At 43.1% G+C, this 15,097-nt stretch carries 14 protein-coding genes and 1 tRNA gene; 7 read left to right on the top strand and 8 right to left on the bottom strand.

Going from position 1 to position 15,097, the window contains the following annotated elements:
• Positions 1 to 7 precede the first annotated feature (7 nt).
• The 5 genes from H6G86_RS30275 to rfbD all read left to right on the top strand — a co-directional run bounded on the left by H6G86_RS30275 (position 8) and on the right by rfbD (position 4,857).
• Positions 8 to 895 carry a glycosyltransferase family 2 protein gene (locus H6G86_RS30275; RefSeq protein ID WP_190937412.1) on the top strand — a complete coding sequence of 296 codons (888 nt, stop codon included), beginning with the start codon at positions 8 to 10 and terminating at the stop codon, positions 893 to 895.
• Positions 896 to 897: 2 nt separating this feature from the next.
• Positions 898 to 1,965 (top strand): glycosyltransferase family 4 protein, encoded by a 1,068-nt coding sequence (locus tag H6G86_RS30280; RefSeq protein WP_190937413.1) that lies wholly within the window; start codon positions 898 to 900, stop codon positions 1,963 to 1,965.
• A gap of 97 nt (positions 1,966 to 2,062) precedes the next feature.
• Positions 2,063 to 3,139 (top strand): glucose-1-phosphate thymidylyltransferase, encoded by a 1,077-nt coding sequence (locus H6G86_RS30285; RefSeq protein WP_190937414.1) that lies wholly within the window; start codon positions 2,063 to 2,065, stop codon positions 3,137 to 3,139.
• A 116-nt stretch (positions 3,140 to 3,255) separates the two neighbouring features.
• Positions 3,256 to 3,801: a dTDP-4-dehydrorhamnose 3,5-epimerase gene (rfbC, locus tag H6G86_RS30290; RefSeq protein WP_190937415.1), complete on the top strand. Its 546-nt coding sequence runs from the start codon at positions 3,256 to 3,258 to the stop codon at positions 3,799 to 3,801.
• 165 nt (positions 3,802 to 3,966) lie between these two features.
• A complete protein-coding gene (gene rfbD, locus H6G86_RS30295) occupies positions 3,967 to 4,857 on the top strand; it encodes a dTDP-4-dehydrorhamnose reductase (RefSeq protein ID WP_190937416.1) in 891 nt (296 codons plus the stop codon).
• A gap of 76 nt (positions 4,858 to 4,933) precedes the next feature.
• On the opposite strand, the gene H6G86_RS30300 is transcribed toward rfbD, so the two are convergent.
• On the bottom strand, positions 4,934 to 5,674 hold the full coding sequence (locus tag H6G86_RS30300) for a 2-phosphosulfolactate phosphatase family protein (protein ID WP_190937417.1): 741 nt from the start codon (positions 5,672 to 5,674) through the stop codon (positions 4,934 to 4,936).
• A 335-nt stretch (positions 5,675 to 6,009) separates the two neighbouring features.
• Here H6G86_RS30300 and H6G86_RS30305 point away from each other — a divergent pair, with 335 nt between their 5' ends.
• The gene (locus tag H6G86_RS30305) at positions 6,010 to 6,429 is read left to right on the top strand and encodes a BlaI/MecI/CopY family transcriptional regulator (RefSeq protein WP_094329782.1); all 420 of its coding nucleotides are present in this window, start codon (positions 6,010 to 6,012) and stop codon (positions 6,427 to 6,429) included.
• Complete coding sequence (locus tag H6G86_RS30310) at positions 6,429 to 7,268, top strand: M56 family metallopeptidase (RefSeq protein WP_190937423.1); 840 nt, start codon at positions 6,429 to 6,431, stop codon at positions 7,266 to 7,268. The genes H6G86_RS30305 and H6G86_RS30310 overlap by 1 nt, the downstream gene beginning before the upstream one ends.
• 441 nt (positions 7,269 to 7,709) lie before the next feature.
• Here the strand turns inward: H6G86_RS30310 and H6G86_RS30315 are convergent, their stop codons facing one another.
• The 7 genes from H6G86_RS30315 to H6G86_RS30345 form a co-directional block, all read right to left on the bottom strand.
• Complete coding sequence (locus H6G86_RS30315; RefSeq protein WP_190937418.1) at positions 7,710 to 10,094, bottom strand: ATP-binding protein; 2,385 nt, start codon at positions 10,092 to 10,094, stop codon at positions 7,710 to 7,712.
• A gap of 2 nt (positions 10,095 to 10,096) precedes the next feature.
• Positions 10,097 to 11,173 (bottom strand): AAA family ATPase, encoded by a 1,077-nt coding sequence (locus tag H6G86_RS30320; protein ID WP_190937419.1) that lies wholly within the window; start codon positions 11,171 to 11,173, stop codon positions 10,097 to 10,099.
• Between the two features lie 275 nt (positions 11,174 to 11,448).
• Positions 11,449 to 12,624 (bottom strand): aminotransferase class V-fold PLP-dependent enzyme, encoded by a 1,176-nt coding sequence (locus tag H6G86_RS30325; RefSeq protein WP_199338476.1) that lies wholly within the window; start codon positions 12,622 to 12,624, stop codon positions 11,449 to 11,451.
• 24 nt (positions 12,625 to 12,648) lie between these two features.
• Positions 12,649 to 12,720: transfer RNA gene (locus H6G86_RS30330), tRNA-Asn, on the bottom strand.
• 145 nt (positions 12,721 to 12,865) lie between these two features.
• A complete protein-coding gene (locus H6G86_RS30335; RefSeq protein WP_114082779.1) occupies positions 12,866 to 13,417 on the bottom strand; it encodes an NYN domain-containing protein in 552 nt (183 codons plus the stop codon).
• Positions 13,418 to 13,686: 269 nt separating this feature from the next.
• Positions 13,687 to 14,364 carry an ABC transporter ATP-binding protein gene (locus H6G86_RS30340; protein WP_114082780.1) on the bottom strand — a complete coding sequence of 226 codons (678 nt, stop codon included), beginning with the start codon at positions 14,362 to 14,364 and terminating at the stop codon, positions 13,687 to 13,689.
• Positions 14,365 to 14,377: 13 nt separating this feature from the next.
• Entirely contained in the window at positions 14,378 to 14,650 is a 273-nt protein-coding gene (locus H6G86_RS30345; RefSeq protein ID WP_012410874.1) for a UPF0367 protein family, read from the bottom strand.
• Positions 14,651 to 15,097 lie beyond the last annotated feature (447 nt).

The raw sequence follows: 15,097 nt of genomic DNA on the forward strand, positions 1-15,097 counted from the left end.
TGTAAGAATGAACACACAATTAATTAAATCAGTATCAATTATCTTAGTTAACTATAATGGTGCAGATGTTTTAATAAATTGTTTGAATTCTCTAGAAAAATTTATTCCTAAAGATAACTGTGAAATTATTTTAGTTGATAATAATTCTCAAGATAATAGTATAGATATTGTTGATAATAAATTTCCTGAAATCAAATTAATCAAACTACCAAGAAACGTTGGTTTTGGAGCAGGAAATAATGCTGGTGCAAAAGTAGCAAAAGGTGAGTTTTTATTATTATTAAATACTGATACAATACTTACAAATAACATCTTACCCCATCTCATAGAATTAATGTCTGGAAATCAAGATGTAGGTGTTATTGGTACTAAATTACTTTTTCCAGATGGAAGTTTTCAAATTTCTTTTTCACCTGAAATCGGAATTAGAGGAGAGTTTCAAGCACAAAAGATACATAAATATGCTGAGAATAAAAATGCTTTTAATATTATAGAGCAGGATTTTCAAGATATTAAAGAAGTAGATATTGTCGTCGGAGCAGCCTTTTTTATTAGGGCAAATTTATTTAATTTATTAGATGGTTTTGACGAAAAATTCTTCATGTATTTTGAAGATTCTGATTTGTGTCAAAGAGTCAGGAATGAAGGGTATAAAATTATTTATACTCCCCACATATCCCTAATTCATCTAAGAGGACATTCTGTAAAAAAAATATCCAATAAAATGTCTGTAGAATATAGACGCAGCCAGATTTACTACTATCATAAACATCGTCCGATGTGGGAAATTTTGACGTTAAGAGTATATTTAATATTTAAGTTTTTATATCAATACCTAAAAACATCCAATCCTTATAGTTGGGAAATTATAAAACTAAGTTTTATGTATAAATAATTATGTCTTTATTAATTAACCTTTCATTTATACTTACTAAACCCACAGGGACTACGACTTATGCTTTTAATCTTTTACCTCACTTAAAATCACTTCAACCAACCCTTTTAACTTCACAATATTTTCCTAACTATAATTCTTATCAAACTCCTGCTAATCAAACGTCAGAACAAGGTATTAAAGGTCATTTACGTCGCCTGAGATGGACGCAATTTAAACTACCAAAAATTTATAATAACCTCAAATCTAGTCTTTTATTCTCTCCACTTCCAGAAGCACCTCTTTATACCAACTGTCGTTTTATAATCACGTCTTTTGACATGATACCGTTGCGCTTTCCCAAGCGCTTTTCACCACTCATCCCTTACCACCGCTACTACACTCCCCAAGTTCTTAAACAAGCACAACACATTATTTGCATCTCCCAAACTACGGCTCAGGATATCACCAATTTTTACGGAATTCCTGCAAACAAAATTACCCCCATTCCCCTAGCCTACGATCACACTCACTTTCGCCCTCTCAATCTACCCACCCGCAACTACTTTCTCTACATTGGTCGCCAAGAGCCTTACAAAAATATCCAGCGACTGATTGCTGCTTTTGCTGCGTTACCCAACTCCAAAGAATATGAACTATGGTTAGTAGGGCCAACTGATTCGCGTTACACCCCTACTTTAAAAGCACAAGTTGCAGAACTATGTATAACTAATCAGGTGAAGTTTCTGGACTATGTTCCTTACAGCGAATTGCCAAAAATCGTCAATGAAGCGATCGCTCTGGTTTTCCCCAGTCTCTGGGAAGGCTTTGGTTTACCTGTCCTCGAAGCAATGGCTTGTGGCACTCCCGTCATTACCTCCAATCTCTCCTCCCTACCAGAGGTTGCTGGAGATGCGGCGATTCTGATCGATCCATACAAAACTGGAGAAATTACAGAGGCGATGCAGGCGATCGCAACTAATTTGGGTTTGCGATCGCACCTTTCTAGCCAGGGTATCACTCATTCCCAACAATTCAGTTGGGAAAAAACAGGAAAAGCAACCGTCGAAGTATTATCCCGTTACATATAAAAAATAACTAAAGCGAGAATTTAGATACCAAGATTTAGGATTTTGTCCAGATTTCAGATTATCTTGACTATTGACTCATAATTAATCCTCAATCCCTATGAAAGCACTAATTCTTTCTGGCGGTAAAGGTACACGCCTACGTCCCCTAACTTATAGCGGAGCCAAACAACTCGTACCAGTTGCTAATAAACCTGTTTTATGGTACGGCATTGAAGAAATGGTCGCTACTGGGATTACTGATATTGGTATTATCATCAGCCCGGAAACTGGAGCAGAAGTCCAAGGGAAAACCGGAAATGGAGAATACTTTGGAGCAAATATCACCTATATCGTCCAAGAGCAGCCACTCGGACTTGCTCACGCCGTTCAAATTGCCCATCCGTTTTTAGAAAATTCTCCCTTTGTCATGTATTTGGGCGATAATCTGATTCAACTAGGGGAGTTACGTTACTTTCTGCAACAATTTAGTCAACAACAGCCAGATGCTCTGATTCTCTTGCGTTCGGTTGCCAACCCTAGCGCCTTTGGTGTAGCTGAGGTAGATGATACAGGACGGGTATTACAGTTAATTGAAAAACCCAAAGTTCCTCCTTCAAATCTGGCATTGGTAGGGGTTTATTTCTTTTCTCACCTCATCTTTGATGCGATCGCAAATATCCAACCTTCTGCCAGAGGCGAGCTAGAAATCACTGATGCTATTCAATACCTAATTAATCAGAATAAGCAAGTTTTAGCATATAATCTTCAAGGCTGGTGGCTTGACACTGGTAAAAAAGATGACTTATTAGAAGCTAACCGATTGATTCTCGATACCTATCTGACAGTATCAGTTCTTGGCGAAATCGATGCCCAAAGTCAGATTATTGGACGAGTCCAAATCGGTGCAAAATCTAAAGTAATTAACTGCACAATTCGGGGGCCAGTAGTCATTGGTAGCAATTGTCATTTAGAAAACTGCTTTATTGGCCCTTATAGTAGCATTGCCAACAATGCGACACTTATTGATACTGATTTAGAACACAGCGTGATTTTAGAAGGTGCTAAAATTGCTGGAATTCATCAGCGCATTATTGATAGTGTGATTGGGCAACGGGCACAATTGACTCTTGCACCTCGCCGCCCTAAAGCCTTGCGATTTCTAATTGGCGATGACTGTCAAATTGAACTAACCTGATTTACTTGTTGAAAAGAGGAAAAGCCACGGTCGAAGTGTTACCTGCTAGCTGTAAAATACAAGCATTAAATTACTCTCACAATTAACACTGTGGTGGGTTACTCGAAATAATATTGATGAGTATTGTACATACCAAAATTCCCGAAGTTATACAACTCGAGCCCAAAGTATTTGCAGACGATCGCGGGTTCTTTTTTGAAGCCTACAACGACCGAAAATTTGCTCAAGAGACTGGTATTGTTACCAACTTCGTCCAGGATAACCACTCTTGCTCTAAACAAAATGTACTACGGGGATTGCACTACCAAATTCAACAACCCCAAGGTAAACTTGTTCGGGCCATTGTTGGCACTATCTTTGACGTAGCCGTAGATATTAGAAAAAGTTCGGCTACCTTCGGCAAATGGGTGGGTTATGAACTCAGTGCTGAGAACAAGCGCCTACTGTGGATACCACCAGGCTTTGCTCACGGGTTTTTTGTGCTTTCAGAAATAGCCGAAGTTCTCTATAAAGCTACAGATTACTACGCACCCCAAGGCGATCGCACAATTTTATGGAATGATCCAGATTTAGCGATAGATTGGCCTGTGAGTGCGCCACCGATTTTATCAGCTAAAGACCAAGCCGGGAAACCTTTGAGAACTGCTGAAGTATTTGATTAAGTAGTCATTGGTCATTGGTCATTAGTACATACCCCGTCTCTTGTGATACCCTAAGCTTACTTTTATGGTGTGGCGGAAAAACTTTGTCTTTCATCGGACTAATTCAAACCACGTTAAAGAGTAGGCGTGGCTTCTCTTGGACAAATGACAAAAGACAAATGACAAATGACTAAATCAATTTTGCTGATTGGTAGCAACGGTCAAGTGGGTAAGGAACTAGAACAAACCCTCTCAAGCTATGGCGATGTTACCTCAGTAGCACGCCCAATAGTAGACCTTGCCCAACCCGATAATCTCCGCAATTTTATCAGAGCAAAGCAGCCGCAAATCATTATTAATGCTGCTGCTTACACTGCTGTAGACAAAGCAGAAAGCGAACCCGAACTTGCTAACGCTATTAATGCTACTGCACCCCTAATTATTGCCCAAGAAAGCCAAAAATTAGGAGCTTTTCTAATTCATATTTCGACCGATTATGTTTTTGATGGTAATGGGTATCGCCCTTACCAGGAAACCGATGCAACTAATCCCTTGAGTGTTTATGGTAAAACCAAACTTGCTGGAGAAGAAGCAATTCGGGAAGCCTGCGCCCATCATCTCATCCTCCGTACTGCTTGGGTTTATGGAACCTTTGGCAAAAGTAATTTTGTCAAAACTATGCTGCGACTAGGAGCGGAACGCCAAGAACTCCGTGTTGTTGCCGATCAAATTGGTAGCCCGACTTGGGCGCAAGATATAGCCGCAGTCATCGCCCAGACTATTCCTCAGTTAACCCCAGAAATTAGTGGCACTTATCACTACACTAATAGCGGCGTTGCTAGCTGGTATGACTTTGCAGTTGCCATTTTTGAAGAAGCCCAACAGCTAGGCTTCCCTTTGAAAGTTGAACGTATTGTCCCCATTACAACTGCCGAATATCCAACACCAGCCAGTCGCCCAGCCTATTCTGTCCTTGCTTGTAAAAAAATTGCGGCAATTTTAGGGACTTATCCCCCTCATTGGCGGCAAAGACTCCGACAAATGCTTGCAGATTTTAAAATTGGGCATAAAGATTAAGGAATAGGGTACAGGTGACAGGTAATAAAAAATAATCTGTAACCTGTACCCTATTCCCTTCTTCACTACCCATTCCCTATTTCTTTTGACTTTTTAATACTCCCGTTTCATGTTGTATTGGCAAAACATCTAAAATATCAGTTTGGGAACAATATTTTAAATCATCTAAACAGTCAAGACGCAACAATCGTTGGCCGTGACTAGCTTGGTGGAATAATCCTAATAAATTATCTTGCCACTGAGAGTAAAGAGCGATCGCACCAGCTACTTCATCGTTACCAGCTAGTTCTTCTGGTGACAACTGTGTTTGTTGTAAAATACTGTGAGCGATCGCACCCGCACAAACTGTATCCTCTAAAGAAAAACTACCTTCCCAACCGGAACCGACAATCCACACTGTCTCTGGTTGCTTCTCCAAAAGAAATTGCACCACCGCCGCCCGGTTAATCAAGGCAACTGCTAAGAGATTTGGGGAGTCTTGTACCCGTTGTAAGGCACGAGTGCCATTTGTGGTACTGATAAACAACCGTCGCCCCTGCACTAATTCTGGTGTGCAATCGAGGGGAGAGTTACCCAACTCAAAGCCAGGTACTTTCGCGCCACCGCGTTCTCCAGCTCGCAGCCGTTTTTCAGCGGGCCATTTTTCGCTAACTTCAACTAACTTGTCTAAATCGCTGAATACTTGTACAGCTTCGCCTCCAGCTGCCAAAACTGTCGCTATTGTGCTAGTAGCCCGCAAAACATCGACTGCGATCGCACATTCTGGCACTTTACCTGTTGGAGTCAATTCAGGAGTGTGGTATACAAATAGCTTCACGTGCTGGATACACCTGCTTTAATACAACTTCCGCAAATAACATTCTACCCAGTTGGTGACACTAACTATAGTTACAATTACTCTCAGGGATTTTTTTAGCATCAGGATGCACTATGTAACCCATTCAATATATAAACATTCAAAAAGTCTACTTTTATGCTTATAGACTTTCAGACTTGCTGCATTATCCTGTAATGTAAAACAATAACAGACTTTCTCAAGCTGTATTTGGCATTCCAAGTTAGCACCACTACGCATACTGACTAACCTTGCCAAACAAAAACCGAAATTTTCACCTCCACTCCGCTTATCCAAAATCTCAAATCGAAATCGCTATGGCACCTTTACCCGACTACCGCCCTAAACAACTATCTTTAGGCCCCTTGGAAGCGGAAATTTTAAATATCATCTGGGAACTTGGTTCAGCCACAGTCAAGGATGTACACGATCGCATTTTGACCGATCCCAACCGCGAATTGGCCTATACTTCCGTCACCACCGTTTTACGTCGCCTCACTGATAAAGGTTGGTTAGCCTGCGATAAAAAAGAGCGGGCATTCTATTGGCGGCCAATGCTGAGTAAGCAGCAATCAGATGTCATCAAAGCTCATGAGCAGTTACAGCGATTTCTGGCAGTGGGGAACCCCGATGTTGTTGCAGCTTTTGCTGATAGTCTGGATGAAGCAGCTAGTGAGCAAATAGCAGCGATCGCCAAACGGATTCAATCTGCACGCCAAGCCAGGGAGGAAAAATGATGCATCTGATAATGATTTTGAATTCTTTGGCAGTTGCCTGGTGGTTAAGATCCGCTTGGAATCAACACCAAGGTAATTGGAATCTGCGGTGGCAGCGATCGCTATTTTTGTTTCTCTTCCCGCCCTTGCTAATTTTCATGACTGCGATCGCTGTGCTGTTCATGGGGCCTCAAGGACAAATGGGCGGAATGTATACAGGCTCAATTAGCTATTTACTAGCATTAATTTATTTGGCATTTTTTGCCATTTCCTGCATTAAACTTGCCTTCCAGGGTTGGCAGTCTGTAGAATCTGCCCGTAACTGTCCTTTAGTGAATGTTGGCGATAGACGAGCCAGACTGCTGCAAACAGGCGCGTTATTTGCAGGTCAAATCGGTTTTTGGCAACCAGAATTAGTGGTTAGCCAAGGATTAGTGCAAACTCTCTCACCGGCTCATTTAGAAAGCGTCTTAGCCCATGAGCAAGGGCATCACCATTACAGGGATACATTCTGGTTTTTCTGGCTGGGTTGGGTGCGTTCTTGCACTGCATGGTTGCCGAATACAGAGCCTTTGTGGGAAGAATTGTTAGCTTTGCGCGAACTCCGTGCTGACGGTTATGCAGCATTGCAGGTAGATCCTCTGGTGCTAGCAGAGTCACTTTTATTAGTAGTTAGTAGCGGCCCCGTCTTATCAGAAATTTGCTGTGCTGCATTAGGTTCCTCTGGTGCAGATCGTTTAGAACAAAGAGTAGAAGCTTTATTAGCACCACCAGAACCAACCCCAGAAGCTCAATTACAATCTTGGCATGGCTTTCTGTTGGCGTTCCTCCCTTTACTGACTGTGATATTTCATAGTTAAGTTGAATTTATAGCAGGGAATAGGCAATAGGCAACAGGCTTGCAAGTGTATTGATGTCGGCATTTTACGATCGGTTTATGTTCTAAACTATATTTCAACTGCTATAAAAAGCCACTACAGCCCAAAGCTACGACGGTAGCGACATCGGTCGTGTCTGTAGCAACTTCTGCCTTCCCTGTAGTAACTTCCGCCTTGACGTTTCCGTGTTTCGCGCAGGCTGTAGCAACTTCCGTCTTCCCTGTAGTAACTTCCGCCTTGACGTTTCCGTGTTTCGCGCAGGCTGTAGCAACTTCCGTCTTCCCTGTAGGAACTTCTGCCTTGACGTTTCCGTGTTTCGCGCAGGCTGTAGCAACTTCTGCCTTCCCTGTAGGAACATTGGTTATGTCTGTAGCGATGTCGGTTACAACGATAACAATGAAAACTTTATTCGCCCTTACACTATTACTCTTCTTCTAGTAACTGTTCTATATATTTTTGCACCAAAGGCACTTGGAAAGTATTGCCTTCTTGAGTCAAGATTTCTTTTCGCGTTAGTTTGCGAATAACACCTTTGTCTTGCTGCGTGGGAGTTTCCCCGTGGATTATCCGGCGCAGGAGAGAGCGATCGCTATCTGTTAAACTCTTCCATAATTCTCGAAAATACTGATCGCCTCGCTCAAGCACAACAGGTATAACTTCTTTAACATCCTGTGCAGTAGCTTTGGCTGTATCTGCTTCTCGCCTGTTTCTTCTGATATCGCGGTTTAGCAACTCCACCACCTCATAACACACCAACTGAACGAGATAAGGTTGACAGCGAGTAAGTTGGATAATTTCATCTACAGCAGTTGGTTCATAGATATCGCCGAAGTTCTCTACTGGCTGTTGAATCAAATCGCGGGCTTCTAACTCGTGCAGGTAAGTCATTCGCAAAGCACGGGTGTTAATTAGATAGTCACTCCAGTAATCATCAAGTTCAGATAAATCCTGTGAACCACTAAAAAGTAAAATCCACTGGTGTTGATGTTGCAGCAGGTTACGGATAAAATTTAGTGGCGCACGGCTGCTTGTTGCTTTCACTACCTCACTCAGGCGTTCATATTCATCCAAACAGAGGAGAAATTGCTTATCAGAGTTGCTGCGTTCTATTTCTGCTAACCAAGTTTGCAGGGCGGGAAATGGATCTTCAGCTAGTTTATTGGCATCTGGATTAGGCAAGTAGACTTTGCGGGGTAATCGCCGTGCAGCTTCGATAATTTGTTGAGCTAAATTTTCAGCCAATCCTTTTAACGTTGTAGCTGCTGCTGCTCCTTGTAAATCTACCAGCAAAGGTACAATATTTGCTTGTATTCTGTAAGGGAGATATTTCAACGCTGAGGTTTTCCCTGTCCTCCGCCCACCATAGAGTAACAACACTGGCGGTTGCTCAGAAAGCGCCAAAGATTCGATTTCCCGAAATATGTCAATTCGCCCTTTGAAACGATTCTTTGCTGTTTCGGGGTCTAGCGAATTACCAGCAATATAAACTTGCCGAATTTCTTTTGATTGCTGTGCCTGTTCGTTTAAAGTGCGCTGCGCCGTCTCTAGTATAGTCAGCCAGCTTTGTGCAGTGTTGCCAAAAGAGACAGCAACACGAGCATCTTTTGTCAAAGCTAGACTTTGCCCCAGTTCGCGTAATGCGTTGATGGGAATATTGAGTAACTCATATTTCCGATAAGGTGAAGTTGCTTCCTCTGATGCCCGTACATTCTGGCTGATTTCTAAAAATTGGGGTAGTACAGTGCCAAGTTCCTTTGGTGATGGTGAGGGAATCCAAGCTAGTTGGTTGGCAATCTCTACAATATCGCTCAACCTTTGACAACGGTTGACAATATCTACAGCAATACCAGAAATTGCCTGTGCTGCAACTTTTTGCTGATTGGTGGATGTAATTAGATAATTAATAGTCTCATGGGCAGCGATTGGGTTCTTTCGATAAGCCTCTACAATCATCGCATCCATGAAAGGCAGAGGCAAAATAATCAATTCATCAAAGCGAGGGGGCAGATATCGCAAACAATTTACCCGCTTTCCATTGCTAGACAACAAGAACAGGGTGAGTATCCATAGTAATTCTGGCAACCAAAAGTAAACCCGCAATACACCGAAAATCCATGCCACGCCTCCTGCCACGCCTCCCACCACGCCGAACGCCACGCCTCCCGCCACGCCGAACGCCACGCCTCGCATCACGTTTACCCCCACACCTCGCACCACGCCTACCGCCACGCCGAACGTCATGCCGAACGCCACGCCTCCCGCCACGCCTATCGCCATGCCTATCGCCACGCCGAACGCTACGCCGAACGTCACGCCTACCGCCACGCCGAACGTTACGCCGAACGTTACGCCGAACGCCACGCCGAACGCTACGCAGAACGCCACGCTTGATAAAAATTGATATGCCAAAAACATGCTAAGGACAGCAATAAGGAAAATAACTAGCCTATTTTTATTACTGCCACGGTCTACAACCCTTCCTATAAACCAGCCCACCAAAAAAACACAGCTTATAAACCAGTTAAATGATTCACCACTAACCAAAGTGTAAATTGGTGCCACCAGCAACACGGCAAACATCGGAACTACAGCAGTTAACCACCAAACTTGCCTAGCATAGCGACACAGGCACAGGTTAGTACGAAACTCAACTCGTTTATCAAAAGGGTTATCTCTCGGCTTCAATTCTGGATGTATATCGCGCAGCCAACGTTCAAAAGTAAAAGGCTTGAAGTAAATCCAATACAGCAGGCGCACACATTCAGCCACATAATTCCAAAAGCCTGATGCTGGAGACGTGTTACTCATTGCTACTTTATCCCCAGCTTGTCACGCACAAAATCCCAAACTTCATTCCAGTGCAGCACACCCACCCAAACCAAAACTGGTAAAAGCAGGATGACTAACCCAGTAATCCAGTTGCCTATATCACCTACGGTTTCACCGATGAATTTGGGCATCTTACCTAGACGCAGTGGCAAATCCCAAATTAACCAACGCAGCCATAATTGCCATCGTTGTCCCTTGGATGCGGATTTAGGATTTGCAAGCTGTTGGTCAAACTGCTGTTTCGCCCACTTGATTGCTTTGCCTTGTTGACGTGCTTCCCACAAATAGTAACCAGCCAATTGCAACTTGTAAGGATGACGACTACCCCATTGCTGGGCATGATTCTGTTCATCTACACTCAAAGCTGCACCATTTGTAGAGCGAGTTGGTAAGCGCGACAGTTCAATAGCCTCGTCTGTAGTTAGTTCTTTCAAAGAAATAGTGTGACCAATATTGAAAAAACTAGAGACAAACCGATGCTCGCTAGCATAAACATCCAGTTGTTTACGGGAAGCCACCACTAGCATCAAGGCGTTGCTATCCATCAGCGATCGCAAATTGTCATAAAATCCATTATCGAATTTATCGGGATATTTCAAAAGGCTTTCAAAATCATCCAAACAGAGAACGGGTAGCTTTCCTTGCTGTTTCCATTGCTTAACCGCATCTGAAAAAACTTGACGATTAAGCGGTTTAGTCTTCCAAGGATTTTGCAGACTGCGTTGTTGCCATCCCGGAACGTGACTCAGTAAACCTTCAGCTACAGCCTCATAAAAACCCGTTTCAGTTTGGCAATCTACACCCCGTAACGGTAGGTAAATTACCACATAACTACTGCTGTTGTTTAACACTCGCTGCTGCCAAGTCCGAAAAAAATAATGCAGCAACGAAGATTTACCAATGTGCTTCTCACCAACTATATTGATACTTGTAGGCTGATCGCCCTTCATCCGAGATGCGATCGCGTGTAATTCATCTTTACGACCGACAAACAGCCTGGGATCTTCAATCATCCCCGCAGCCACAAAAGGATTAGAAGACGGCGCTCCAGAAGTCATGTAAAGCGTTATCCTAGTTTCAGCAATTTTAAGTGCAATCACCTAAAAGAATACCACTAGCCCCATAATCTCTTTGCAGATCGCAAAGACGCGATAAATCACCGTACCGATTTGTAGAGACGGCGATTTATCACGTCTTTTGCCTTAGCCGATTCACCGCGTCTCCTGCCTTAAATGTGGTATCTGAGAAAATATCTATTTGGCAAATGGCCCAATGTTGACTGCTAATAGTGCAGAACAAAGCATTGAAGCGATCGCCAGTTTCCTAAACTAGATTAACAGCACAATCCCTTTAACACCTTTGCCAAATACTCATACTGCTCTAAAGTATTGTAAATCTGCGCCGAAATCCTTACCAACAGCCGAGGTTGTTCTTGCCACGGCATCACCTGCACTTGAATACCAAACTTATCAAACAACTCATCGTGTATAGACATGAAATCGCGGTTTTCCAAAGTCGTAGGCATTGGTACAACCGCCATTGAACCAATCATCTCCTCTGGACAAAGCGGCTGCACCTCCAGCGCTTCACAAAGTAGCTGTCTTCCCTGCAACACTAGCTGATGATTTTGCTGTCTCAATTCTGTCCATCCACCAGGTAGCAACGAACCCATAAAAGCGATCGCTTCCGGTACACACATATAAGCTGTAGGATCGTCTGTACCTGTCCAGTCAAATTCCAACTGAAAGCGGCTTTTATCAGTGCGTGGCGAATTTGTCCCGTGGCTAATTGTCAGAGGACGAATTTCTGACTGTTTATCTCGCCGCACATACAAAAATGCTGCCCCTTTGGGCGCACACAGCCATTTATGACAATTCCCTGTGTAATAAGTTGCCCCAATCTCTCGCAAATCGAGGGGAATCATTCCAGGCGCATGTGCCCCATCTACCAATGTATCTACACCCCGTTGTTGCAACTCCTTCGCCAACTCTTGAATCGGGAAGATTAACCCTGTCTGGCTGGTAACATGATCCAAAAGTGCTAATCGTGTTTTTGGTGAAACTCGCTCAATTACTGCTGCGATTACTTGCTGTGGCGAGTCAATAGGGAAAGGAACTTTTGCCACCACCACCCGCGCACCAGTGCGACTGGCGATAAAATCAAGTGCATTACGGCAAGCATTATATTCGTGGTTGGTTGTAAGTATTTCATCCTCTGGTGAAAACGTCAGCGACCTTAACACCGAATTAACGCCAGTCGTCGCATTGGGGACAAATACCAAATCCTGCACATCAGCACCCACAAACGCCGCCAGCTTACTTCTAGCATTGTCTAGCAGAGGTTCCCATTCCCTACCAAAAAAGCGTAGGGGTTCTTGTTCGAGCTGCGATCGCAAATGTTGTTGAAACTCCAGCACTTGTTTAGTACAAGCACCAAAAGACCCATGATTCAGAAAAGTCACAGTCGAGTCAAGTGACCATAACTCTCTGATGGATAATCTAGAATCCAAAATTTAAAATCCAAAACTGATAAACTCCCCAGGCTGGATTCGAACCAGCGACCAATCGATTAACAGTCGATCGCTCTACCACTGAGCTACTGAGGACCACTCACGATTTATAATAGTAGGGCTAAAAATAAGATTTGGCAAGTACTTTCGCCAATATTTTTTTTAGATGCTTAATTTAGATAATTTTTGCAGCCAAAATCCATTCAGTAACTTAAGCAGAGACTCTTAAATACTAGATAATCTACTGTAATCCCATTCGTAATTCAGCCAGACGCTGCCGTGCTTTAGCATCAATAGCATTAGCTAAAAACCTACTCTTCGATTGCTTGCGCGTATGATACTTTTGTCGCATCCGGCAGACAGTAGCTTCCACTTCCCCACAAAGTTGTTGCGCCGACAACCATTCAGCCCCATATCCCTGTATCATCAACTGCTGCGCCCGATCTGATGTAGCAACAATCACACGAGAAATTAAAGATTGGGCTATTTGGTGACGAAAAGAAGCACAGGATTTTTCAATGTAAGTATCCGCCGTCTGCCCAAAATCAGTGTAATAAACTGATAAAAGCTCAGTAATTATTTCTTTATTGCTAGAAGAATTCTGATATTGGGCATCAAAAACTATCTGAGTTGTATAACCTTGAAACGCACTATAACCAGTCATTGCTTCCACAAGTTCGCCCCGTGCGGCCTCTAATCCAACGCTATCACGCGTTTTTTTAAGGCAAGGCCAAGCGCCTATTATATTGTAGCCGTCCACTAACAAAACGGCTTGGAGTAAGGAACGGGGCATGGTTTTTAATCACAATTTTCTAGAGTTAACAAAATTCATTCATAAGTTTTATAATAATTGATGCATAGTCTGTAACACTATGCTACACAGAATAAAAAATACGGCAACCTCACAAAACTACAACCTAAGGTAGACGCACAGATAGACGCACCAACTTAAAACGCGCCTTTTAAATAAAGGCGCGTTACAGTTCTTTCTTAGTAGTATTCAGGAGTGCTAAGTACAATTCATTGTACTTATTCACTCAGCACTCATTACTCAGCACTCAATTAAGAGGCTTCGCTGTGTACCTCCATCAGACGTTGTTTAAGGCGTTGGGCTTCACCTTTATCTACCAGAGAGCCTTTTTCTAACAAAAAAGCGCCGTCACAGTAATTTAACTCGTCTAATCGATGTGTTACCCACAAGGCTGTGATCCCTCGACTTTTGACAAGACGACGGACACTAGCAACTAAATCTAACTGGCTATCTGGATCTAGTAAGGCAGTGGGTTCATCTAATAATAAGACTTCACAGCGACGGGCGATCGCACCTGCGATCGCCACTCGTTGTTTCTGTCCGCCAGAGAGTGCATAAATAGGTCGTCGTTGGAGAGTAAGCAAATTCACCGCTCCCAGCGCCTCCTCAACCCTGGCTCTAGTGGCAGCAGGTGGCAACTTTTCTTCCACCAATCCAAAAGCCACATCAGCACCAACCGTTGGCATCACTAGTTGATGGTCTGGATTTTGGAAAACAAAGCCAACGGGGTGCAAAACCCGAATTTCCCCAGATTCAGGAGCCAATAACCCCGCCAGCAGTCTAAGTAACGTTGATTTTCCACTGCCATTTGTACCCAAGAGCATCCAAAACTCACCCTTGGGTACTTCTAAAGAGCAAGATTTGATAACTTTCTCTCCATTTGGCCAACTGAAATTTAAATCCTTGACCTCAATGCCCACTTGAGCCATTTGTCAACCTTGGTTACTCAGCAGCTACAGCGAAAAATCCAGGTGGTCTGCCACCACCAGGGGTTGTACCATCTTTCTGAACAATCTGCACCCCAGAAATTTCACTAGCGCGGACAGCAATTTTTTTCTCTGTCTTGCCCTCACACTTGAGTTCCACAATGTCAGGATTCCCAGAACGGATTGCTGCCAAAATTAGCTGATAGACAGCCTCAGCATCCTCTGCTGACTTACGTTGTACCGAGATAGGGAAAGCAGTGTTTCTGATGCTTAAATCGATGGTAAACATTTAGCAATAATCAAATTTAACTGTGGACTCATTTTAGCGTCAGCTGAGTGATTCTAGGGAAATGGGCATTGGAAGAAGCAGAGGGGCAGGGAGCAAGGGGGAGAATTAAAATTACCTCTTTCTTCTCTGTTCCTCTGCTTTATCTACCTCATCTGGATAAAAAATTAATTTTTATTACAAAACCCCTAGAAAAATTAGCGATTTACACCTAATATGATTAAAGGTATGTAAAAAATTGTAAACTTGGTTAACAACCCGGTTAACTTTCTGCTTATGGAAGGCTTTTATTTAGCCATCTATAATACAGATACAACCTGTACTTATAAACATTTGGAGATTTGCTCTAATGACCATCGCAGTTGGACGTGCGCCCAGTAGAGGGTGGTTTGACGTTCTAGACGACTGGCTCAAGCGCGATCGCTTCGTATTCGTAGGTTGGTCAGGGAT

The organism is Nostoc sp. FACHB-133, assembly GCF_014698055.1.
In the GTDB taxonomy this organism is placed as follows: domain Bacteria; phylum Cyanobacteriota; class Cyanobacteriia; order Cyanobacteriales; family Nostocaceae; genus Nostoc.